Origin of the sequence: Paenibacillus sp. MZ03-122A, from assembly GCF_024213325.1 — a bacterium.
GTDB classification, from domain to species: domain Bacteria; phylum Bacillota; class Bacilli; order Paenibacillales; family Paenibacillaceae; genus Paenibacillus; species Paenibacillus polymyxa_B.
In genome coordinates, this window is sequence record NZ_JANAVI010000002.1 from 404,569 (window position 1) to 426,028 (window position 21,460).

Consider the following 21,460-nt stretch of genomic DNA (forward strand, 5'->3'; position numbering starts at 1 on the left):
CTCCTTTGTAAAAAGGTATAATATCGTACTGTATATGGTATGAACACATCCATGATTTCATAAGTTTAAAGTAAATATAACTTTATATATCCTGGTTTGAGGAGCGAAGCTAAGTTGGAAAGAAATCAGGCAGAGCGCATTGTCGCTGAGCTGTTGGAACGGGCTGCTATAGGTGTGACAGTCAAGCTGGAGAAACGTTTTCCTGGTGGAAGGCTGATTGGGGGCAAGTATGCCATGAATGCTCACGCCATTACCATGTATACGGACGTTATCGAAACACAGTGTGTACAGATGTTCGGCAGCGTTGATCGAGTTGAGGAGTATTTTACGGTTGTGCTTGCACATGAGATCGGGCACGCCGCCGATACGGAATTAGTGGACCTCTCCGATGCGTTGGAGCAAGAGAACGGGATAGGGACCCGGCAACGACTTGCGCTGCAAATTGAAGAAAACGCATGGAATTATGCGCTTAGATTGGTGCCTGAAATAGAAGCAACGTTTATTTCTGCCGTAATAGACGAGTCCTTGCTGGCCTATCGGGTCCCGGTTATAGAGCAGTCCGACATTGCGTAACGATGATGATCCAAGAGCCGTCAGGCTCTTTTTTTGTTAATTAGAACATACGAGATCGGGTCGGATGATTTAAAGAAGTAGCTTTTTAAGCTGCGACACGCGTCCTTGGGATAGTTCGAGCATTTCGGCTAATTCTTTTTGAGATACATTAGGATGCTCCTGCATGAGCTGTTTTAGTTTATTCAGGAGATCATTCTGATTTCTGTAACTCCTTCTTTTCTTGGGCTGGACAGGACGGGATTCATTCAAATGACTGGAAGGATTATCGCTCTTCAGATTTTCAATACAACTTTTACATATCAGATGATCCCTAAAATAGCTCAAATGATCTACGGCACCACAAAAATAGCAAGAAACCCCCGTATACTTGCGAATCATCAGTCCCTCTGGGGTAATAAAAAAATCGAGGGCATCTCCAATATTAATATTCATAGAATTGCGCAGCTCCTTGGGCAGCACAATGCGGCCCAAATGGTCTAATGGCCGTGTCATTCCTGTGTTCTTCATCATTTTTCCCCTTTCCTGAAATGCGCTTATAGTTGTAGGAATTGTATGTATATATGCTGGAAGTACAAAGCGCTTATATTACAGTTTGTTTTGGTATAGCTATGCTGAAAAAAAGCTCCGGCATGACGAACAATTACGTCTGCCGGAGCATTGTACAGCCAATGAATCTAAGATGTCATGTCGAATTACTGTGGGTTGGTTGTCCAAATACCGGCTACTTTTAATTGAACCCGTGGAGGCAGTTTCAATGCGGCTAATGTCAGATCGGCCAAATCCTGCGGTTGAAGCATGCGATCCTCATCACCAATAGGCAGTCCTGCGTTTGCCGCCAGTTCTGTATTGACAGTACTTGGAGTCAGCGCGGTGACGCGAATATTGGATTTGCGAACTTCCTGCATCAGTGCTTCCGTGAAGCCCATCAAAGCAAATTTGGATGCGCAATATGCCGAGCCTGTTGCAAAACCTCGTTCTCCTGCCGTCGAGGAAATATTAATAATGTTTCCGCTCTTTTGTGCCAGCATGCTTGGAAGAGCAGCATGTGTAACATAATAGGTTCCCATCAGGTTTACGCGAATAATACGTTCCCACTCTTCGGGGTCCATATCTGCGACTGTGCCAAAGGTAGCAATGCCTGCATTATTGATCAAAATATCGACAGCGCCCAACTCGTGTTCCAGTGAAGCTACAGCGGCAGCGGCCTGTGCGCGATCAGATATATCTGCAACAGCACTCACCACTTTCACACCGTATGTACTCCCCAGCGAATCCTGCAGCTTTTGCAGGTCAGTCAATGTTCGTGAGATTAATCCCAGGTTAACGCCTTCCTTGGCTAAAGTTTCGGCAATTGCTTTACCGATTCCTTTGCTGGCTCCTGTAATAATGGCTGTTTTATTCTTAAGTTCCATCCAGTCTCCTCCTTTTCACTCCATAACGTGATTGTGCATGTGAGCACATGGTTACATTATACAAGGTTAAACTCATTGAACCAAACTTCGCCTCTGATGAGGTATTCATCTAGAGGTCTCCTATTTGGAAATATTAATATCCCCTGAGGTGGTTTCTACCTTTATCACGTTCACACTACCGAGAACAGATTCGGGAGTATCTATACTCCCAGAGTCAGAGTGGACATTATAAACACCTTTAAAATCGGGAGCTTGTTTAATCTTCACGTCACCAGAATCAGCATTTACTTCCAAGTTGGCTACGGCACGTTGCGTAATATTTGTCTCCCCTGAGGTTAGGGAAATAAGGCCATTACCGCTATAATCGCGGATGGTAACATCGCCTGAAGTAAGCTTCAACTCCATATCTGCTGCAAGCTGACTGGCTGTAAAATTGCCGGATGTTAAATTTGCGATCAGGTGGGTACTTTGGAGGTTTGTAATCTCGGCAGTGCCTGAAGTAGCGGTGATGGAAGTATTCTGCACGGAGGCATCTTGAAGTTTTACATTCCCTGAATGTGCATCTACCTGTAGGTCAGTTAGTGTTTCGCCGGAGGGCATCTCTACGGTAATCGTTTGATCTAAATCAGGGGTGATCGAAAGAAATGACAAGGAAGCGGCCGGCTCCGATTGAATCGTAAGCTTACCGTTCTCAATTCGGGCATTATGAATTTGGTCGGCTACCTTTGTCTGAACTTCTCCACTAATGCGTATCGTACCTTGGTCGCCAGAGCCGGGAGTAAACAAAATAGAGACATCATCAGAACTGTCCACTTTCAGCTTCTGTAGCTGACCACGTGTGAACGTCCATTTTTTGTTAATCGCAGTTGTTTCCTTCATGACTTGTTGACTCCATGGGGCACCGTAAGCCACCATTCCGGCTACACCGATCACAATGCACAGACCTGCAGCAATAAACCACTTTTTATTCATGTTGTTAGTAAGCTCCCCTCAGGGTAGTCTGATTCCATTTCCAGTATCGTACTGTGCCTTTGACCATAAGGAGTAAGAGATAACGTACTCCAGGCAGCAGCAATAGACCTATACCCGTCAACGTGATAGAGAAAAAGAATTTGGCCGGGTAAAAGGTGCTGTTCAGCGCATAATCAGTAACGGCGAGAAGGGGGGCTGCAATGAAGATGACCGCTACTACGGTCAATGAAACCCATACTACCCATAGGGTAGCCATAATCGGGATGGAGATCAGCAAGTTGAGAAACAGCAGTCCTAAGAAAGTAAAAAGATTGCGTGCGAAGCTTCCCTGGCGAAGCGGAGGAGAAGCGTTCCAGGCTGCATTGGGATCATCCAACGCTTCTCGGGCAATATCCTCTGGGTTACCCAGCTCATTGGCAATCTCACTTTCGCTTTTTCCATTGACCAACCCGTAGTCAAAATGCTGGCTCAAATCACTAAGCAGCTCATTGCGTACCTCTGCAGGGAGAGGAGAAAGACGCTGCTCCACCTCTGTAAGAAACTGTTTTCTATTCATCGGAATTTCCTTCCTCCAGTAGGCTTGCGACATGATGGACAAAATCATTCCATTCCCGCGTAAGTATTTTTGTATAATGGCTTCCAGTATCAGTCAGCCGATAATATTTACGGGGAGGCCCCTCGGTCGATTCCTGTAAATACGTTGTGCAGTATCCTTCTGATACCAGACGGCGAAGCAGTGGATATAGGGCTCCCTCAGCTACTTCAATATGACGGGAGACGGCTTGAGCCAACTCGTAGCCATAACGGTCTCTGCGTCCAATTAGAACTAGAACGCACAGTTCCAGTACCCCTTTTTTGAATTGGATGTTCACATTCACGAGCGGTGCTCCCTTCCTGGATGTTATCAATGATTCATAGGTGTCGTTCGGAATAAGGGGAAGAAACGTGTGTTTGTGCATAATTTGTCACGGGTACTAATTATAGAACAGTAGTCAGGTATAATTTAACATCATGTACTGATTAATGCAAGGTACTAAATTTTTAATAATAAAATATTTGTGCCGAAATGGGCAGATTTTCTTTCTTGAAGGCTTTATTGAATAGCGAATGTTGTAGAAAAAAGTAGTTTCATTTGGAAATTCCTCGAAATCTGGCTGGAAGCCCAAATAAGATGCCGCTTTAATTTCATTCATTAAAATGATAGATTGTAAAGTATTCAATAGGTTTAAAGATTACTTTTTATGAAGAGGTGGTAAAGGGTGGATTGGAAACACTGGTATATGGAACTGGAACAGGATGATGAGTCTTGGGATGTATCTGAGGAGATTGTTCTGCGTGGTGTAGTACATGTTGATTTTTGCGGGCAGCCCTCGGAAGTAGAAGTCGAATTTATCGTGGGAGCCGACTCCGAAGAACAGGCACAGACTATAGAAGAACCTACACAGTTGCAAAAAAAGACATGGGAGCAGTATATGGAATATTCGTCAACTATTCATCCTCAAGTGTTGGAGTCCATACACCATCATTATGCTGGCATAGTGGAAAAGTACCGGAATGCTTACAGTACATGGGGAGAGGACCCAGATGAATATGCGCCTTATGTGGAGCGACCGGAACAATTGTTGGATCGAATACAGCTTATGTCTATACTGATTTCCGACTCATCGGCAAAGGATGAACTGTATTTGAATTTTAGTTGCTCCTGGGATCGAGAACATGGCTTAGGCGTACATATGAAGCAGATGAAAATGGAGCATATTCAAGGCGTATATACATTATATGATCTAGAATAAATCCCCCTTCCTGGCTTTTAGCAATAAGGGCCGGAAAGGGGAATAGGATAAGGCGAAAATGATGGCGCGATTGGATACGATAAAAAAATTAGTTGGATACAGCCAAAGCAGCCCGGGCTGCTTGAGCTGCTTGTACCATTTGCCGCAAGGCGGCGACAGATTCCTCTTTGGTGCGGGTTTTCAGACCACAATCCGGATTAACCCAGAACAAATCTGATGGCAGTACGCGCAGGGCACGCTGGATCATGCTTAGCATTTCAGATACATCGGGGATGCGCGGACTGTGGATATCGTACACGCCCAGACCAATGCCTTTGTCGTATACCTGATCTTCAAAGCTGACAATCAGTTCTCCGTGGCTTCGCGAGGTTTCAATAGATATAACGTCGGCATCCATATCGGAGATGGACTGAATCATATGCTGAAATTCGGAATAGCACATATGCGTATGGATTTGGGTCGCTGGCTCTACGGTGGCCGTGGTCACAAGGAAGGCTTGAACCGCCCAATCCAGATAGGCTTGCTGCTGTTCTTTTTTCAGCGGAAGCCCTTCACGAATTGCAGGCTCATCGACCTGAATCATGCCGATGCCCGCTTGTTCCAGTGCCTCTACCTCTGCCCGTAATGCCAGAGCCAACTGTAAAGCAACTTGACTGCGTGGAATGTCATTACGTTCGAAAGACCAGTTCAAAATGGTCACAGGACCCGTAAGCATACCCTTAACAGGTTTGGAAGTTAACGATTGGGCGAATGCCGTTTCTTCCACGGTCATGGGCTGATCGAAGGAAACGTCTCCGTATATAATCGGCGGTTTGACACAGCGGGAGCCGTAGGACTGCACCCATCCGTTTTGCGTAAAAGCAAAGCCGTTCAGCTTTTCGCCAAAAAATTCAACCATGTCGGTCCGCTCAAATTCCCCATGTACAAGCACGTCAATGCCAATGTCCTCTTGGATATCAATCCATTCCTTAATTTGCTGTTGGATGAACGTTCGATATTGCTCGGCAGACCATTCTCCTTTGCGATAGTGCAGGCGGGCCTTGCGGATCTCGGCGGTTTGCGGGAAGCTACCAATGGTCGTCGTAGGCAGTGGAGGCAACTTCAGCTTATTTTGCTGAATCTCACGACGCTCGGCGAAAGGAACGCTGCGTGACAGAGGCTCTTTGGCCAACAGGTCGGCCAGATCGGCAGTTGTCTGTACGCGTGCCGCTGAACTGTTGAAACGGGCTACCGCATCTGCACTTTGTCCAAGCTTGGTGAGTGCGGATGGATCGTGTTTGCTAAGTGCAGCCGTCAGGATGGCGATTTCCTCTAGCTTTTCATCAGCAAAGGCCAGCGCTTGCACCAGCTCCTTGTCCAGCTTGTGCTCTGCCTCCAGGCTGACTGGCACATGCAGCAGACTGCATGATGGCTGTACGATAAGCTGCTCGGCAGTGGTCTGTTCTGCTAACTGACCCAGCAGAGCAGCTACAGCGTTCAGGTCGCTTCGCCATATATTGCGTCCGTCAATGACACCAGCGCCCAGCGTTTTTCCTTTAGGGAAGCCATGCTGCAATATATGCTGAAGATTTTCGCCATCATCATACACAAAATCAAGACCTAGCCCCTGTACCGGAAGTGCGGACAGACGCTCATAATGATCTAGGCTGCCAAAGTAGGTTTGCAGCATTATATTTGAGGAGGGCGCAGCTTGGTTCAAAGCTTCATAGACTTCCTGAATAATGTCCAGATCCTCTACTGGGAATGAGGTGGTCAGGACAGGTTCATCGATTTGGACCCACTGAACACCTTCTGCTGCTAGTTCAGATAGGACATGGGTGTATAAAGGCAGGAAGGTTCTTATAATAGAGGCAAGCTCCTTACGATCATAGCCTTTGGAAAGGGTAACGAATGAATAAGGGCCGATGAGAACCGGTTTACCCTCAATGCCTAGTTCCTGTTTTGCTTCACGATAAGCTTGTAAGGGTTTATTTTCAGTGAATACCGGGACTGCATTTGCCAATTCGGGAACGATGTAGTGATAATTGGTATTCATCCATTTGGTCATTTCACTGGCGGTTGCTCCCTTCTGACCGCGAGCGATCCCGAAGTACACGGACAGAGGAACCGGACCTGCGGGACGATAGTTGAACCGTTCAGGTACTAGACCGAACATCACAGATGTATCCAGCATGTGATCGTAATAGGAGAAGTCTCCGACAGGAATGCGATCAATCCCCTTATCGCGCTGCTTGCTCAGATGCTCCAACCGTAATTTTTTCATTTCCGTCTGCAGTTCGCTTTCGTTAATGCTGCCGTTCCAGAAGCGTTCCAGTGCTTTCTTCCATTCCCGATTTTCGCCGATACGCGGATATCCCAGATTACTGCTGATTAAGCCGGACAATTCAGGCCATTCAATAATGGACATGTACTTTTCCTCCTAGCGGGTAGCTGTTTTATTTTTACGTACCAAAAAAGGCATTCTTCCCCCCAAGGTTAAAAATAAGTAGGGGAAAGAATGCCTCCGTGATTAAAAAATCAAAAATACGGCGACTGCTCTTAACACCTCCCTATCTTCCGTAGGTACTTGCGATGTTGTTAAAATAGGCAGGTCTCCTGACTTACGGATCATGACGCTCAGCATTCCTTCCCGGTCTGTGGACCAGTGGATATATGAACAGCTGAAAGTTCCCCGTTTACAGTGGCGGGACCGTGCCGGATTTGCACCGGCTTCCCTTTTAAGCCTGATCTGAATAGAACAGACACCTATCTCCAAGCTATGCGGTTAAGGTATGACGAATAATTATGCACTCGTATACTTGTTCACCATCATAAGTGAAACTTACAGGATGCGCAATAGAAACTCCAATGGAATCTGTTAGCTATATGAAAAAAAGACAAGCCTTACCCATGATGGGGGCTTGTCTTAGATTAGATATAGCATCTTGCTTGCTGGGTAAGCATCGCCTTATGTCAATGAAACGGTATAGTCTGCCTGAATGCTGGCTTTTACATCTACCAGACGCTGGTTGCGACTGCCCCGGAAGGGAAGGGTCAGGTCCTTTTGCTGTTCTACAAAACGACCATCCACAATCACATCGCACAAAAGCGCCAGTTCCTGTCGCTCCGGATCTGTGAGTAGATCTTCATAGACAAAGCCAGTGTAAGCCCACACGGTTCGGTCGGGACAGGCCTCGCGGAAGTCACGCACAAATTGCGAGCATTCTGCTGCTGAGAAAAACGGGTCTCCCCCGCAGAGAGTCAGTCCGTCCAACAACGGATTTTCCATGATGTCACGAATGACCTCCTGTTGTCGTTGGGGGGTGAATGGCTCGCCTGCACGGAAGCTCCACGACTCTGGATTAAAGCATCCAGGACAGGCATGACGGCAACCGCTAATGAACACAACGGTGCGCAGGCCGTATCCTTCGTTCAGAGATTCCGGAATGTAGCCACACAAATTCACTTATGTTTCACCCGGTCTCGAACTTCTGCCTGTTTTGCGGCATTAAAGCGAACGGTATAATCTCCTGTCAGATATCCGGTTACCCGACGTAAGCGCTGAAAGTGTGTGTGCTCCTCATCTGTGCCACATTGGGGGCAGCTTGTCCCGATAATCCCTTCATAACCACATTCCGTACAACGATCCACCGGATGGTTGATGGAGAAGTAGCCGATGTTCTGATGCAGCGCATACTGAACAATTTTAAGAAACGCATCCGGGTTATTCCGCGCATTACCGTCCAGCTCAATGTATGAAATCGCACCAGCGTTGCATAGGTTATGGAACGGAGCTTCCAAGCTGATTTTACGAGCAGCCGGGAGCGTGTAATACACGGGAATATGAAAAGAATTCGTGTAATATTCTCGATCATTTACCTCAGGAATAATCCCGAAATCACGTTGATCCAGCAATGTGAACTTGCCCGACAGACCTTCGGCAGGCGTAGCGAACAATGTAATATTTAAATTGTGGTACTCACTCATTCGATCGCAATACACGCGCATGGAAGTGATGATTCGCTGTGCCTCGCGGTATACGAAATCATCCTCCCCGTGGTGTTTCCCGTATAGTGCCTTCATGCACTCAGCCAGCCCGATGAACCCGATCGAAAGCGTACCGTGCTTTAGTACGCTTCCCACCTTATCATCTGGTGCCAGTTGTTCTCCACCTTCCCATACCCCTTCGCGCATCATAAAGTCCGAGGCTTTGGCCGGTTGGCTGGTCTGGATTTGATAACGATGAATTAGGCCATCTACCGCAATGCGCATAACTTCTTCTAGTCTCGCATCAAAGCGATCACGGTCAGGTGTCAGGCGTTTGCCTGTGCAAATACCATACTCAATGCCAAGTCGCACCAGATTAATGGTATTGAAGGAGAGATTTCCCTTGCCACTCTGCCGGTTTCTACCGAAACGGTCAGAAATGGTGCGGGTACGGCAACCCATTGTCGCTATAATGGTATCTGGATCATCAGCACGGTAAAAAGGCAGGTTGAAGGTGGCATCCACATTCACAAAATTGGGATACATCCGTCTGCTAGAGCATTCTACCGCCCGTAAGAACAAATCATAATTGATGTCGCCTTCTGCCTGGTTGATTCCCTCTTTACATTGGAAAATATGTTGTGGAAAAATAGGAGTTTCCCCGCTGCCCAAGCCGCGAATAGTGGCCTCCAGCAGCGATTGAGTAACAAGCCGTCCCTCAGCAGACGTGCACATTCCGTAATTCAGTGAAGTAAATGGAATCTGTCCCCCCGCCCGACTGCTCATGGTGTTCAGGTTATGAATGAGCGATTCAGCAGCCTGCCGGGTTTCCGTTTCCGTTTCTTCGCGTGCGAATGCGTAGGAACGAGGGCAGACTTCTTGCAAATGGGGATTGGCCATATGTAGTTCGTCTTCAGACAGACTGGATTCTATCTCTTCCTCGAACAACCGGAGTCCCTTGCGCAGATGCTTGCGGAAGGACCGGGCAACGTATGGGGCAAGGTCCCAATCGATTTTATTGGCAGAGACACCTCCGAATTGGCTGTTTTGCTGAGACTGGAATATGATGGCGACTAGTGCCATAGCAGACATAATCGTTTGCGGTGTGCGCACAGAGCCGTTGCCTGTATTGAAGCCGTCTCGCAGTAAACGACCAAAAGGGATAAAGATACAATTTGTAGTTCCGAGTGCATATTGGTCCAAATCGTGAACATATACATACCCGTGGTCAATCGCGTTCGTCAGTTCAGGCGGAAGTACCCGCAGGCGTGCATACCATTTGGCATACTCGGACCCAAGCTTGCTCATTTTGCCGCTGAACGATTCTCCATTCAAATTTGCATTCTCCCGCAGCATGTCCAGATCTTGTGCCCCAATGACCCGCTCGCCGATGTCGTATAATTGATGTTCCTCCAGCACCTTCATCGTAAAACCCTCCATATAGTAAAATATATATATTTTTCACAAAAACAACATATTGATGATATCTTGTGTTAACCAATTGTTTCGATCTATATATTGTATATACGTATACATTGAGAGTATGTGACTATTGTCACATTGGTAGGAGCGGGCAGCATAAAAAAGCCAGATACAGAGTAAGGGACACATCCACGAATATGCACCTTACTCTATATCTGGCCATCGTAGTTGCGAGGAAAATGATAGGCTTGCGAGTACATAGTATATGATCTTGGGATATTGTTTTGAGAAGGTTTAGAGTAGCTTTTTCAACTGGGACACCCGGCCTTGGGAAATATCTAGCATTTCGGCATATACTTTTTGTGGCAGGTTCGGGTGTTCCTGAATCAGCTTGCGTAGCTTTTTTACCATTTCACCTTGCTGCACTCTAGATTGCTTGGGTTGCCAGGTTGTGTTGGTTCGGGTCGGCTTAGAATCTTCTTGAGCCTGGATAGCATCGGTGCTTGTGGCATGCACATTTTCATCGGTCTTTAATACCTGGATGCACTCTGCGCAAATAAAGCTGTCGCGAAAATAAGTTAAATGATCCACCGCGCCGCAAAATTTGCAGGAGACACCGGTGTATTTTCTTAGTACAAACCCTTCTTCATCTACGAAAAATTCAAGTGAATCACCGATATTGATATCCATTGTGGTCCGCATTTCCTTAGGAAGTACAATCCGGCCCAATTGATCTAGAGGCCGTGTCATTCCAGTATTTTTCATTAGAGCTTCCTCCTTCCATGATATATCCTGATTATACCAAAAAATATTATTTTTAGCTTTGTATATTGAAGGTAAAATACAACTTTTTTTGTCTTTATGCTGCGGTCTCTCTTTCAACCAGTATAGGATGTTTTCGGTATTGTTGCCGGGGTATCCCTTTTTAGCTACGATATATTAAAACGCTTTCATAAATAAACTTTTTATCATATTAATTAAGCTTATGCCACAATTGAGCTGCGTTTGGATGCGCCGGACAACGAAGCTGTGGCACGTGTGAACGTGGGCAATACAGGAGGGGCGCAAGCATGGACTTCGCTCGCGGAAGCGGTACATTCAGTCTTTGGCACACGTGATGTATACCTGTTGTTGAGCGGAGAAGTGCGGCTAGCTCATTTTACTTTGGGCGCTAATGCTACAGAGGATTCCGGCTTTCAGGCTTGAACTTACTTCTGACATCACGTACAATGCATTCAACGAAGTTTCTACAGCTTAGGGGTGTCATCTCATTTGAATAGTGAAAAACGACTACGCACCGCAACGCCCAAATGGCTTGGGGTGGCGGTAAAGGCGCTTGTCTATTTGGAAAAGCACGGAGAACTCTGTGCCAGCGGTTCAATTGCCCGTTCCATTGACTGCGAAGTCACTTTGGTGCGCAGGGTGCTGACGCGACTTGTACAGGCAGATTTGATTGCAGCACGCGAAGGTCGTGAGGGAGGCTATGTGCTTACCCGCTCGGCCGACCATATTACACTTGCCGATATATATCACGCCATTGAAATATGTGATCCGATTTTCCCGGGTATGATGCATGAACCGGAAACCAATCCTTTTTGTGAGGAGTTGGCGATAGCCGTATCCGAAATTTTAGCCGAGAGCGAACAACGTATGCTAGAAGTATGGGGGTCCCATACGCTGGCTTCGCTTGCCAATCGTACATCACTCGTGGTGGAGAAATGCAATCATAATGAAGATTCAAAATGATAATAGCCGATACGACTCTCAAGAGAGGGTTGTATCGGCTATTTCTATGAAATGGTCATGCCTCAAATTATATTTCATATGAGCAAACCCGGTTACGTCCTGCATTTTTAGCTTCGTATAGTGCTTTATCTGCCTGCTCCAGCAGGGCTGCCCCGGACATATCTTCACCGGTACCAGGAAAGGTCGTCACGCCGATGGACACCGTGACTTTAAGAACAAGATCGTCCGCTAAAATAAACTCGTGCTGATTTACTCCACTAAGAATCTGATTAGCTATGCGCAGCGCTTGTCGAAAAGCACAATTCGGCAAAAGCACGGTGAATTCTTCCCCCCCGCTGCGGGTGACTACATCATTAGGACGACATTTTTCCATTAAAATCTGCCCAAGCTGGCGCAGCACTGCATCTCCTGCCGCATGTCCGTAGGTATCGTTGACTTCCTTGAAGTGATCAATATCCAACACCAGTACAGATAAGTGCTCGTGACGTTGGCGAGCTTGAGGGAGCTCCTCTTCCAATGAAAACTCAAGCTGTCTTCTGTTGCTTAAATTAGTGAGATGGTCTGTGTAGGAGGTATGCTCCAGTCGAAGTAACAGCTCATTGGATGTGTTGATAGATTCAGCAATGAGGTACAGAAGACATCCGCCGACCATGGAAATGAAGAATTGGAGCGGATACACGTGCAGAACATCATCAAGATTTTTCAAATTAATCATAAGGGGACAGAATATAATGCCCAAAGCAAAAACGTTCATAATCATCAGCTTGGGTAAACGTGACCAGGACAGATGTGACAATAAAGCGCACCCCAGGCCAACGAGCATCATAAAAATAGCGCCTACAATGGCTTGAGTGTTGATACCAAACAGCAGTAATCTACCTACACATACATACAGGGTAGCCATGAGCGCTGCTGGGCCGCCGATGTAAGTGGCGGTAGCTACGATGGCCAGATGACGAAGATCGGCAATCGTATTAAATCCTACTGGAATTGAATAGTACATCATAACAATGCCGTAGCACCCAAAAAGGGCACCTCCAATCCAATGTATCTTACGCTTCAAGGTGTGCAGCCGGATTTTATATCTTTGTGATATAAGGCCGGTTATGTACAAAAAGGTGACAAGGATACAGGTATTTACAAAAAACGTACTGAACAAGATGCTAACCCTCCCGAGAGGCATATTTCTTCATTTTATCAAAAAAACTGACATTAAGCTTGCAAATGAAGAATTTATTGAAATTTATTACGCGGGTGCGCATATAACGTTTCGTCCACGTGTTTGGTGCATAACTGGGAATAGATTGAGCATACTCCAAAGATACAAGAATAAGGAAAAATGGGCGGTATCTATTGCTGCCTTACTGGAGATGAGGTTTGCTCATGATTCGCTATCCCTATCGCAAACATAATAAAAAGTCGGGTGCGGTCAAGAATAAAGAAAATTCTTCACGTTCTTTAAAGATCGAGGCTCATTTGGATACCAACTTACAGCAAATTAAGGAATCGACGTCAAACAGCCCAGACTTCTTGATTCGCCGTTTTAATGTCGGACTAAAGGCGGATGTCCCTGCCGCCATTGTATTTCTAGATAGTATGGTCAAGACGGATACAGTGAATGAGCTCGTCATGAAATCATTGCTTAGCCGCCCATCTGCCGAGGTGGCTGCTGAGGTAGAAAGTGCAGAAGAGCTTTACAATCGGATACAGGCTCATGCGCTGGAACTGGGTGAAGTAAAGGATTGCGATGATTGGAATTCCATGATGGAACAACTCTTGATGGGAGATACGATCATTCTGCTGGAAGGCTGTAAAAAAACCATCGCATGCGGCACACGCGGAGGAGAGACGCGGGCGGTTAACGAGCCCTCCACACAGTCTGTCGTCCAGGGGCCGAAGGATGGATTTGTGGAATCCCTGTTCACGAACGTCTCTCTTGTACGTCGGCGGATTAAAAGCTCCGATCTTACGATGGAGATGTTCAAAGTAGGAAGTACGTCCCTCACGAATGTGGCCATACTGTATATGAAAAATATTGCAGATTCTAGTGTCGTAGATGAAGTTCGCAAACGGGTAAAAGCCATCAATATTGACGCCATATTTGAATCTGGCATGGTAGAAGAGATGATACAGGACCAAAATCTCACACCATTTCCAACGATCTATAACTCGGAAAGACCGGATACGATTAGCAGCAACATTATGGAGGGGCGGGTGGCACTCATCGTCGATGGAAATCCATTTGTACTGGTGATGCCCACTGTATTTGCTCAATTTTTTCAAAGTTCTTCCGATTATTCGGAACGTTATGACATGGCAACTGTCATCCGAGTCATCCGTTATATCAGCTTTATTATTCTGATTTTGGGGCCTTCTCTCTACATCGCCTTAACCACTTATCATTATGAAATGATACCAACCCCACTGCTGATCAGCATACTAGCGCAGCGAGAATCCGTTCCTTTTCCGGCATTTCTGGAGGCGTTTATTTTGGAAATCACCTTTGAAATCTTGCGAGAAGCAGGTATTCGAATGCCCCGTGTGGGCGGACAAACGGTATCCGTTATCGGTGCGCTTGTATTGGGACAAGCGGCTGTGGAGGCTGGAATTGTCACCCCGCTACTCACGATTGTAGTAGCGCTGACGGGAATTGCCAGCTACGCGATTCCGACATATAACATGGCGGTAGCCGGGAGACTGTTCCGGTTTGTTTTTATGGTGCTGGCTGCATTTATGGGGCTGTATGGCATTACATTGGGGCTCATTGCGCTGATCGCCCATATGAACAGTCTTCGCTCTTTTGGGGTGCCCTACATGGCCCCTTTCAGTCCTTTTGTGCTGGAGAGTCAAAAGGATGCGGTATTGCGAATGCCGTTTTGGATGATGCGGAAACGTCCTAAAAGTATTACATCAACAAATCAGACACGAATGAAGGATGGAAGCGGGATTTCCCCTTCCGATAAAACTTCACCAATGCGGGAGGGGGGCGCTCAGGGTGCATCTGGAGAAGGAGAGTGAACGAAGCACAGTAACCTTTAAATGGAGAATATGGATGCTGAGTTTGGTGGGGCTACTAGTCATGCCGCTTCTCTCTGGCTGCTGGGATTCAGTGGAGTTGAACCAGCGGGCAGTAGTCGCGGCTATAGGCATTGATGCGGATGGTGAATCCGATTATGTGGTTTCACTACAGATTATCGTAGCGGATGAAATTGCCGGGGCTAAAGCCCGAGGAAATACCCCAGTTGTGCTGTATCAGCAAAAGGGAAGCAACCTTTTTCAAGTGATTCGCAAAGCTTCACAGAAGATTCCGCGGGTAGTTTCTCTGGCCCATGCGAGGATTGTCGTTTTTGGAGAAAAGCTGGCTCGACGTGGTATCGGGGATACGTTGGATTATTTGGAAAGGGCTGCGGAGCCCCGACTAACGATGAAAATGCTGGTAGCACGTGGTGAAACGGCCAAGAACGTACTGGCATCCATGACTGCAATCGGTCGTATTCCTGCTAATGATATCTCGGGTAAGCTAGAAGCGTCCCAGCGTATGTACGCCGGGGATTACGCAGTGAGTCTAGACGATGTTATCCGGAGTATGTCCAATAAAGGTAGTGGGCCTGTCCTTACTGGTGTAGAAGTAGAAGGTAATTTGGAGCAGGCTCCCCTTAAGGCTAACGTGGATACTATTTTGCCCGAAGCGGTTGTTCGCATTAACGGTATGGGTGTGTTCCGTAAGGATCGTCTCGTCCATTGGCTGGACGATAACCGAGCTATTGGATTATCTATAGTAAACAATAAAGTGAAAAGTGCTGAAACCGCGTTGAGCTGCGGCAAAAAAGGTGAAATCATTGGAATCGAAACCTTGTATTCTAAAACACATGTACACAGTCTGATCGAGCAAGGGAAGCCGGTATTTGTTATTAATTTGGAGCAGACCGGGACGATTCAGGAAGCCGAGTGCTCGATTGACTTAAAAAGTCCAGAGGTTATGTATAGCTTGCAGAAACAGTGGGGAGAAGAAACAAAAAAAGTGATTACTTCAACGGTTAAGGAGGTTCAGCGTAGCCGTAGTGATGTACTCGGCCTAGGCCATGCACTGGAGAAAAGCCATCCTGAACAGTGGAAAAAACTCTCACCTGAATGGAGCCGCTATTTTGCAGAAAGCACCGTCCGTGTTCAGGTGACTTCGGTGCTGAAGCATACACAGTCACGGACTAGCCCTTATTCAAAGGGAGAGTCCAATTAGTGAAATCGGGAAAGGAGGGAAGGCATTGAAAAAGATACAAATCGACGCAAAAGAGATGATTTCCCTGATGATGCTGTTTGAGTTGGGGACGTCCATGATGTCTATTCCCGGAAGAGATGCGGGCAAGGATGCGTGGATTGCTATTCTTATCGCCGCAGGTTTGGGAGCCCTACTTTTTCTATGCTACGGCAGCCTTCACCGCCACTTTCCCGACCTACTCATGACACAGTACTGCAAGGTGCTTCTGGGCAAAACTGCTGGGAGCGTGCTTGCCTTTTTATATATTGTGTTTTTTCTTTACGGCGGAGCACGCGATCTTCGAGATACTGGAATACTGATTGCCGACCGGACATTACAGCATACGCCGTTAACTATCGTCTGTGTCCTGATGATTGGTCTTGTGATGTATGTGATGCATTTGGGAATTGAGGTCGCAGGCCGGACGGGACTTATGCTGTTATTTTTGCTGCTGATGCTGGGCTTCGCTACGAATATCATGATTTTATTGTCAGGCATTGTTCATATGAGCAATATATTGCCTATTGCCCAGCATGGCTGGCAGCCGATATGGGAGGTTGTCTATTCACAAGCCTTGATGTTGCCTTACGGTGAGATGGTCACGTTTGCGATGATCCTTCCCACATTAAAGAAAGGCTACCGTGCCAACGGGGTTGGGGTCACCGCTGTATTGTTGGGAGGCGCAATCCTGTCTTTTGTTACACTGTCAAATGTGGTTGTGCTTGGGGAGGACGTATTCAAACGGGCCACTTACCCGCTGCTTTCTATGATCAGCAAGGTGGAAATATCAGATTTCGTCGATAGAGTGGATGTAATTGGGGTCATGACTGTCATTATTTTTGATTTTTTCAAAATTTTTATTTTCTATTATGCAGCGGTTAAGGCTGCTGAAGATGTATTACGTGTTTCATACCATAAACTGATTCTGCCGTTTGGGCTTATCATGCTTGTTTCTTGCGTGTTGATGGCTCAGGGCTATCAAGAACATCTTACAACAGGCAAGTTTGTACTGAAATGGGTGTTTCCGATATTTGCTGTGTTCTTTCCTTTCTTGTTGCTTATGGTGTCATGGCTGAAAAAGTTTCGCAACAAAAAAAGAAAGGAGTATGCCTCGTGAGTCATCGTCTTGAAAACAAAACATACATCAGCACGGGGCAATTGCTCATTCTTATGTTTCATTTTCTTACAGGCAACGCAATTACCATTAATATGGATAGTTATATGCAGCGGGACACCTGGATTATCCAACTCGTTGCTATGATTCTGGGTATGGTATTGTTCCGAATGTACTGCTACACAGCTGAAACGTTCCCTGGTAAGCCTCTCACAACCTATGCTAGCGAATTGGTCGGTCATACATGTGGAACAGTCATGGGAGTATTATATATTTTGTTTTTTTTATTTCTAACAGGCGGGAATTTGCGCGATGAGACAGAGCTAATTCGTATTTCCGTACTGGAGCAAACGCCCAACCTGGTCGTTGCCTTCCTTATGGTTTTGTGCGTAATGTATGTCCTTTGGTTAGGATTTGAAGTATTAGCTCGAACAGGACAAATCATGCTTATTGCAGTGGTGACCGTCATTTTTGTGGGAAATGTACTGTTGATTTTATCGGACAGCATTCATTTGCATGAGCTGACGCCGGTGATGGAGCATGGCTTTAAATCTGTGCTTCATTCAGCCATTCGGGAACATTTGGCATTTCCATACGCAGAAATGATTTGTTTTATGATGTTCGTGCCCCATTTGGAAAAAACGTCGCAGATGGCCAGAACAGGCTATGCGGGCATTATCGTAGGTGGTTTCGTTTTAGCTGAATCCGCAATACTAAATGTGGCTGTTATGGGCACTGACATTGCACAGCGCTCCATCTTTCCTTTACTCAGCACATTTGGGAATGTACAGTTTTCAGAATATTTACAGCGTCTGGATGTGATTGTTCTGATGACGATGATTGTGGGCGATTTTTTTAAAATTGCCCTGTTCTTCTATGCTGCGGTGCTCGGGATCTCCGATATTTTTAACCTCCCCTACCGGAAAACACTACTTTTTGTCGGGATCATTGTCTTACTGTGGTCACAGGTACAAACACCCAGCATGATTGAGCATCTTTCTCTTGCACGATTATCGTTTATTTATATTCATCCGTTATTTGTTTACATCTTTCCCTTGCTGCTCTTTTTGGCCGCTCTTTTGCATCGAAGCAGAGTTAGAACCCGAGGAAGAAGCGGAAACTTTCAGAAAACGGGACCATCGTGAAAAGAGGAAGTGAAATCCGTATTTAATTTGTTTTTTTGCCACGGTCACAAAGAATACGAGCAGCATTCCTGCCAAGACGATATATTCGGATGGACGCATAGTGCTAAAAGCCAATGCCATCGGCTCCCACGGGGTATGAGTACTGAATAGCCAGTTCACTAGCAGATTGGTGCCGAGCATAAGCATCATAAAGAGTGTGAATATCCACAGTATTTTCATAAAATATTCCTCCTATGTGTATGAGCTGAGATGTACCATGTATACATTGTGTTGCAAAGCTGTTCAATTTATCCGATCCCATTGACTTGAAATAAATTAAGATTTATACTTATTCTAAATTGATTTTTATTATGATTGTAAGTTTGTAATTAATATAATCTGCGTTGGTTAAGGGAGATGCGGTATGAGAACTTTAAATTTAACTTCGCAGCGCCAAGCGGTATATGATGTGGTTCGTGAAGCCCACGATCATCCTACTGCGGCCGATGTTATGAATCGGTTGATGGAGCGCGGATATAATCTGGCCTATGGAACGGTATATAATTCACTGCGTTATTTGACGGATAAGGAATTAATCCGTGAATTGAAGCTGGGGGAAGCTGCTAGTCGTTATGACGGACGGATGGACGATCATCAGCATATTATTTGTCAGGTATGCGGCCGGGTAGATGAAGTGATGAGTGAAGTCCCACATGATTGGATTGACACGGTTGCGCATGAAACGGGGTATAATATTGCCCATGCCCATGTCGTATTCGGAGGAGTGTGTAAGGAATGTCAAAGCAAGCGAATCAGATAACGAATCGTTTCAAAGTGGCTGACATGCCTAGAAGGGTGAAGGGTAGTTGGACATCGATGTTAGCAGCTCCCTCTACACCTACGGTGCAGACCGTTCCCTCCAATGAGCCTTTGTATTGTCCGACCACACGTCGTATCATTCTAATCAGTTCGGTACCGGGTGTAGTTCACGGGTTGGTGCGTACGTTGTCAGATGCGTGTTTTGATGTGATGGTATTTCATCGCTGGGAGCCTGAAGTGCAGCGTCATCTGGGAAGCGATCTATTGATTTACGATTTGACCGCCACCGAACCACAGAGTGAATTACTGGATATCCGCAATCGTCTGGAGGTAGAACACATGAAAGACACACCGGTTATGTACGTGGTTCAGGATCGGGTGTCTGTACATGCGAATGAGCTGCTTCCTTCAGAAGAGGTGCTGGTGTGGCCGCTGGCTTCCAATCATATGGTGCATGACATTGAACGGATGATTGTACGCCATCCTGCCGCTTCCCGTCAGGCAGCGCAAGCCAGCCGTCGTACGGTGTTCAAGGACCTCTGGATTGACCGAGATAAAATGCTGGTATATAAAGAAGAGAGTCAACTGAATCTGACTAAAACAGAATACGATTTGCTGCTCAAGCTGATTGATGCTCAAGGCAAAGTGATCTCTCGCGAGCAAATGATGCACGATATCTGGGAGACGGATTTTGTAGGCGGCAGTAACGTTGTAGATGTGCATGTCAAAAGTTTGCGCAAGAAGCTAGATGATCGACCTGCGGAACCTGAATATATTGCAACCGTAAGAGGTGTAGGTTACAGATTGGCAGATTGACCTGAAAGTTATGAATACCGATGAATTTCCGCCGGATGGAGACATTCGGCGGTTTGTATATGATTCCATGAAGAAACTGACATTAGGTGTGACGGTTGACTTTAGCCGGATATATACACTACAATCGGTAGTGTGAGGTGCTTCTTATGAAACGACTGAATTTTAAAGCTGGCGAAACCGGGCTTAACCGATTTTTCGGGCCTCTGGAAGCCAAGATTATGGATATTTTATGGTCCACTTCGGATCGGAGTATCAAAGAAGTGCAGACCGCGTTGGAGGGGGATCGGGACTTTAACTTCAATACGGTAATGACCGTGATGAACCGTTTAGTGGACAAGGGAATACTGAGTAAGAGTATACGTGGGAGAACGTCTTTATATCGTCCAGTTTTAAGTAGGGAAGAGTTCATGGATGAGCAATCCAAGGGACTCAGTCACGAATTGGTGGATGAATTTGGCCCGCTTGCTGTCAATCATATGATTGATGCTCTGGAGGTGGCCGATCCGAAGTTGATCGAACGTCTGGAACAAAAAATTAAACAATGGAAAAAGGATATGTAGCGATGTGGAAAACACGTTCTAAATTACTGTTTACAGCAGGCGCCTTGATATCGGGTTTCGCCCTTATACAGATGGGTATGTACGCCGGGCAGCATGTTTTCGGCTGGAAATTGAATTATAACGTGTTTCAAATTTGCAGAAGTTTGTTGCAGCACTACGGAATTGGCTACATGGTGGATGCGCTCAGCGGGCTGGTTTTCGTTACTTTCGCTATTGCCGGAGGAGAAGCAGTCAGACAGTGTATGGCTACCAGGGCAGCTTTTCGCAGACTGCACCGAATGCGAGATCTTGCGCTGACCGAAGCACTGGGTGAGCGATATCGTGAACTCGGGACCGATCGGATATGGGTCATTGATTATGCCAAGCCAGCCGCCTTTACCATGGGATTATGGAAGCCACGCATTGTATTGTCCTCTGCACTATTGTCCGTACTGGACAAGTACGAGGAAGAGGCTGTCATATACCACGAAGCCTATCATATGAAACATTATGATCCGTTGAAGACCTGGTTGCTGCAAGTGTGTGCTAAACAGCTGTTTTACTTGCCGGTGCTGCGTCACATTACCAATCATTATAAGACGGCCCGTGAAATTTTGGCTGATAACGAAGCGATCCATCGAGCTGGTTCACCCGTTGGGATTGGGAGCGCATTGCTCAAGCTTTTGAGTATGACGCCTGCCAATACTCGCCTGGTAAACTCCGCCGCTTGTTCCTCGTTTGCAGAAACGTCCATTAATTATCGTATCTCACGTATTTTAGACCCTCAGCAAGAACCTGTCATTCAAATGCCTTGGCGTTCGATTATGTTTTCCAGCTATGTGCTAGTGATGCTGACACTTATGTTCGCACTGGCGCTAATCTAGTTGGACAAGATGTTTCTTACGGGTG

The 21,460-nt window shown here is 46.2% G+C and carries 23 protein-coding genes and 1 riboswitch; of the genes, 12 read left to right on the forward strand and 11 right to left on the reverse strand.

Annotated elements, in window-relative coordinates; all coding sequences use genetic code 11:
• Positions 1-114 precede the first annotated feature (114 nt).
• Positions 115-573, forward strand: a complete 459-nt coding sequence (locus NLX74_RS05800) for a hypothetical protein (RefSeq protein WP_061830488.1) — start codon at positions 115-117, stop codon at positions 571-573.
• A gap of 69 nt (positions 574-642) precedes the next feature.
• Here the strand turns inward: NLX74_RS05800 and NLX74_RS05805 are convergent, their stop codons facing one another.
• From NLX74_RS05805 to NLX74_RS05825, 5 genes are all read right to left on the reverse strand, one after another.
• Positions 643-1,080 (reverse strand): AbrB/MazE/SpoVT family DNA-binding domain-containing protein, encoded by a 438-nt coding sequence (locus NLX74_RS05805; protein ID WP_061830486.1) that lies wholly within the window; start codon positions 1,078-1,080, stop codon positions 643-645.
• A gap of 185 nt (positions 1,081-1,265) precedes the next feature.
• Positions 1,266-1,985 carry a 3-ketoacyl-ACP reductase gene (locus NLX74_RS05810; protein WP_076264523.1) on the reverse strand — a complete coding sequence of 240 codons (720 nt, stop codon included), beginning with the start codon at positions 1,983-1,985 and terminating at the stop codon, positions 1,266-1,268.
• A 120-nt stretch (positions 1,986-2,105) separates the two neighbouring features.
• Positions 2,106-2,957 carry a DUF4097 family beta strand repeat-containing protein gene (locus NLX74_RS05815; RefSeq protein ID WP_254328183.1) on the reverse strand — a complete coding sequence of 284 codons (852 nt, stop codon included), beginning with the start codon at positions 2,955-2,957 and terminating at the stop codon, positions 2,106-2,108.
• Positions 2,958-2,961: 4 nt separating this feature from the next.
• Positions 2,962-3,513: a DUF1700 domain-containing protein gene (locus NLX74_RS05820; RefSeq protein ID WP_254328184.1), complete on the reverse strand. Its 552-nt coding sequence runs from the start codon at positions 3,511-3,513 to the stop codon at positions 2,962-2,964.
• Entirely contained in the window at positions 3,506-3,835 is a 330-nt protein-coding gene (locus NLX74_RS05825) for a PadR family transcriptional regulator (protein ID WP_061830478.1), read from the reverse strand. The genes NLX74_RS05820 and NLX74_RS05825 overlap by 8 nt, the downstream gene beginning before the upstream one ends.
• Before the next feature lie 381 nt (positions 3,836-4,216).
• Here NLX74_RS05825 and NLX74_RS05830 point away from each other — a divergent pair, with 381 nt between their 5' ends.
• Complete coding sequence (locus NLX74_RS05830; protein ID WP_254328185.1) at positions 4,217-4,750, forward strand: DUF6985 domain-containing protein; 534 nt, start codon at positions 4,217-4,219, stop codon at positions 4,748-4,750.
• 88 nt (positions 4,751-4,838) lie between these two features.
• On the opposite strand, the gene metE is transcribed toward NLX74_RS05830, so the two are convergent.
• From metE to NLX74_RS05850, 4 genes are all read right to left on the reverse strand, one after another.
• Entirely contained in the window at positions 4,839-7,157 is a 2,319-nt protein-coding gene (metE, locus tag NLX74_RS05835) for a 5-methyltetrahydropteroyltriglutamate--homocysteine S-methyltransferase (protein ID WP_254328186.1), read from the reverse strand.
• 161 nt (positions 7,158-7,318) lie between these two features.
• Positions 7,319-7,514, reverse strand: a riboswitch (cobalamin riboswitch).
• Between the two features lie 183 nt (positions 7,515-7,697).
• Positions 7,698-8,195, reverse strand: a complete 498-nt coding sequence (gene nrdG / locus NLX74_RS05840; protein WP_235306590.1) for an anaerobic ribonucleoside-triphosphate reductase activating protein — start codon at positions 8,193-8,195, stop codon at positions 7,698-7,700.
• Entirely contained in the window at positions 8,192-10,141 is a 1,950-nt protein-coding gene (locus NLX74_RS05845; RefSeq protein WP_235306589.1) for an anaerobic ribonucleoside triphosphate reductase, read from the reverse strand. The genes nrdG and NLX74_RS05845 overlap by 4 nt, the downstream gene beginning before the upstream one ends.
• Before the next feature lie 291 nt (positions 10,142-10,432).
• Positions 10,433-10,903, reverse strand: coding sequence for an AbrB/MazE/SpoVT family DNA-binding domain-containing protein (locus NLX74_RS05850; RefSeq protein WP_023990816.1), 471 nt, complete (start codon positions 10,901-10,903; stop codon positions 10,433-10,435).
• A gap of 234 nt (positions 10,904-11,137) precedes the next feature.
• Here NLX74_RS05850 and NLX74_RS05855 point away from each other — a divergent pair, with 234 nt between their 5' ends.
• Positions 11,138-11,344 carry a carbohydrate-binding protein gene (locus NLX74_RS05855; RefSeq protein WP_302058529.1) on the forward strand — a complete coding sequence of 69 codons (207 nt, stop codon included), beginning with the start codon at positions 11,138-11,140 and terminating at the stop codon, positions 11,342-11,344.
• Between the two features lie 66 nt (positions 11,345-11,410).
• A complete protein-coding gene (locus NLX74_RS05860) occupies positions 11,411-11,884 on the forward strand; it encodes an Rrf2 family transcriptional regulator (protein WP_235306588.1) in 474 nt (157 codons plus the stop codon).
• A gap of 67 nt (positions 11,885-11,951) precedes the next feature.
• On the opposite strand, the gene NLX74_RS05865 is transcribed toward NLX74_RS05860, so the two are convergent.
• A complete protein-coding gene (locus NLX74_RS05865) occupies positions 11,952-13,043 on the reverse strand; it encodes a GGDEF domain-containing protein (RefSeq protein ID WP_367997014.1) in 1,092 nt (363 codons plus the stop codon).
• Positions 13,044-13,267: 224 nt separating this feature from the next.
• Here NLX74_RS05865 and NLX74_RS05870 point away from each other — a divergent pair, with 224 nt between their 5' ends.
• Genes NLX74_RS05870 through NLX74_RS05885 form a run of 4 tightly spaced genes read left to right on the forward strand, consistent with a single transcriptional unit; the run spans position 13,268 to position 18,398 of the window.
• Positions 13,268-14,902 (forward strand): spore germination protein, encoded by a 1,635-nt coding sequence (locus tag NLX74_RS05870; RefSeq protein ID WP_254328189.1) that lies wholly within the window; start codon positions 13,268-13,270, stop codon positions 14,900-14,902.
• Positions 14,880-16,121, forward strand: coding sequence for a Ger(x)C family spore germination protein (locus tag NLX74_RS05875; protein ID WP_254328190.1), 1,242 nt, complete (start codon positions 14,880-14,882; stop codon positions 16,119-16,121). The genes NLX74_RS05870 and NLX74_RS05875 overlap by 23 nt, the downstream gene beginning before the upstream one ends.
• A 25-nt stretch (positions 16,122-16,146) precedes the next feature.
• Positions 16,147-17,256: a GerAB/ArcD/ProY family transporter gene (locus NLX74_RS05880; RefSeq protein WP_254328191.1), complete on the forward strand. Its 1,110-nt coding sequence runs from the start codon at positions 16,147-16,149 to the stop codon at positions 17,254-17,256.
• Positions 17,253-18,398 carry a GerAB/ArcD/ProY family transporter gene (locus tag NLX74_RS05885; RefSeq protein WP_254328192.1) on the forward strand — a complete coding sequence of 382 codons (1,146 nt, stop codon included), beginning with the start codon at positions 17,253-17,255 and terminating at the stop codon, positions 18,396-18,398. The genes NLX74_RS05880 and NLX74_RS05885 overlap by 4 nt, the downstream gene beginning before the upstream one ends.
• Here NLX74_RS05885 and NLX74_RS25990 read toward each other — a convergent pair.
• Positions 18,288-18,617 (reverse strand): YczF family membrane protein, encoded by a 330-nt coding sequence (locus NLX74_RS25990; RefSeq protein ID WP_081330702.1) that lies wholly within the window; start codon positions 18,615-18,617, stop codon positions 18,288-18,290. The genes NLX74_RS05885 and NLX74_RS25990 overlap by 111 nt on opposite strands.
• 184 nt (positions 18,618-18,801) lie before the next feature.
• On the opposite strand from NLX74_RS25990, the gene NLX74_RS05890 reads away from it, so the two are divergent.
• From NLX74_RS05890 to NLX74_RS05905, 4 genes are all read left to right on the forward strand, one after another.
• Complete coding sequence (locus NLX74_RS05890) at positions 18,802-19,197, forward strand: Fur family transcriptional regulator (protein WP_023990809.1); 396 nt, start codon at positions 18,802-18,804, stop codon at positions 19,195-19,197.
• Positions 19,173-20,012, forward strand: a complete 840-nt coding sequence (locus NLX74_RS05895) for a winged helix-turn-helix domain-containing protein (protein ID WP_039271688.1) — start codon at positions 19,173-19,175, stop codon at positions 20,010-20,012. The genes NLX74_RS05890 and NLX74_RS05895 overlap by 25 nt, the downstream gene beginning before the upstream one ends.
• Before the next feature lie 146 nt (positions 20,013-20,158).
• The gene (locus NLX74_RS05900) at positions 20,159-20,572 is read left to right on the forward strand and encodes a BlaI/MecI/CopY family transcriptional regulator (RefSeq protein ID WP_039271686.1); all 414 of its coding nucleotides are present in this window, start codon (positions 20,159-20,161) and stop codon (positions 20,570-20,572) included.
• A gap of 2 nt (positions 20,573-20,574) precedes the next feature.
• Positions 20,575-21,435, forward strand: a complete 861-nt coding sequence (locus NLX74_RS05905) for a M56 family metallopeptidase (RefSeq protein WP_254328193.1) — start codon at positions 20,575-20,577, stop codon at positions 21,433-21,435.
• Positions 21,436-21,460 lie beyond the last annotated feature (25 nt).

Bases quoted from the DNA above. Each gene is read 5' to 3' on its own strand.
- NLX74_RS05850 (WP_023990816.1), bottom strand. From the start codon at position 10,903: ATGAAAAATACTGGAATGACACGGCCTCTAGATCAATTGGGCCGGATT.
- NLX74_RS05805 (WP_061830486.1), bottom strand. From the start codon at position 1,080: ATGAAGAACACAGGAATGACACGGCCATTAGACCATTTGGGCCGCATT.
- NLX74_RS05895 (WP_039271688.1), top strand. From the start codon at position 19,173: ATGTCAAAGCAAGCGAATCAGATAACGAATCGTTTCAAAGTGGCTGAC.
- NLX74_RS05845 (WP_235306589.1), bottom strand. From the start codon at position 10,141: ATGAAGGTGCTGGAGGAACATCAATTATACGACATCGGCGAGCGGGTC.
- NLX74_RS05900 (WP_039271686.1), top strand. From the start codon at position 20,159: ATGAAACGACTGAATTTTAAAGCTGGCGAAACCGGGCTTAACCGATTT.
- NLX74_RS05890 (WP_023990809.1), top strand. From the start codon at position 18,802: ATGAGAACTTTAAATTTAACTTCGCAGCGCCAAGCGGTATATGATGTG.
- metE (WP_254328186.1), bottom strand. From the start codon at position 7,157: ATGTCCATTATTGAATGGCCTGAATTGTCCGGCTTAATCAGCAGTAAT.
- NLX74_RS05870 (WP_254328189.1), top strand. From the start codon at position 13,268: ATGATTCGCTATCCCTATCGCAAACATAATAAAAAGTCGGGTGCGGTC.
- NLX74_RS25990 (WP_081330702.1), bottom strand. From the start codon at position 18,617: ATGAAAATACTGTGGATATTCACACTCTTTATGATGCTTATGCTCGGC.
- NLX74_RS05905 (WP_254328193.1), top strand. From the start codon at position 20,575: ATGTGGAAAACACGTTCTAAATTACTGTTTACAGCAGGCGCCTTGATA.
- NLX74_RS05810 (WP_076264523.1), bottom strand. From the start codon at position 1,985: ATGGAACTTAAGAATAAAACAGCCATTATTACAGGAGCCAGCAAAGGA.
- NLX74_RS05815 (WP_254328183.1), bottom strand. From the start codon at position 2,957: ATGAATAAAAAGTGGTTTATTGCTGCAGGTCTGTGCATTGTGATCGGT.
- NLX74_RS05820 (WP_254328184.1), bottom strand. From the start codon at position 3,513: ATGAATAGAAAACAGTTTCTTACAGAGGTGGAGCAGCGTCTTTCTCCT.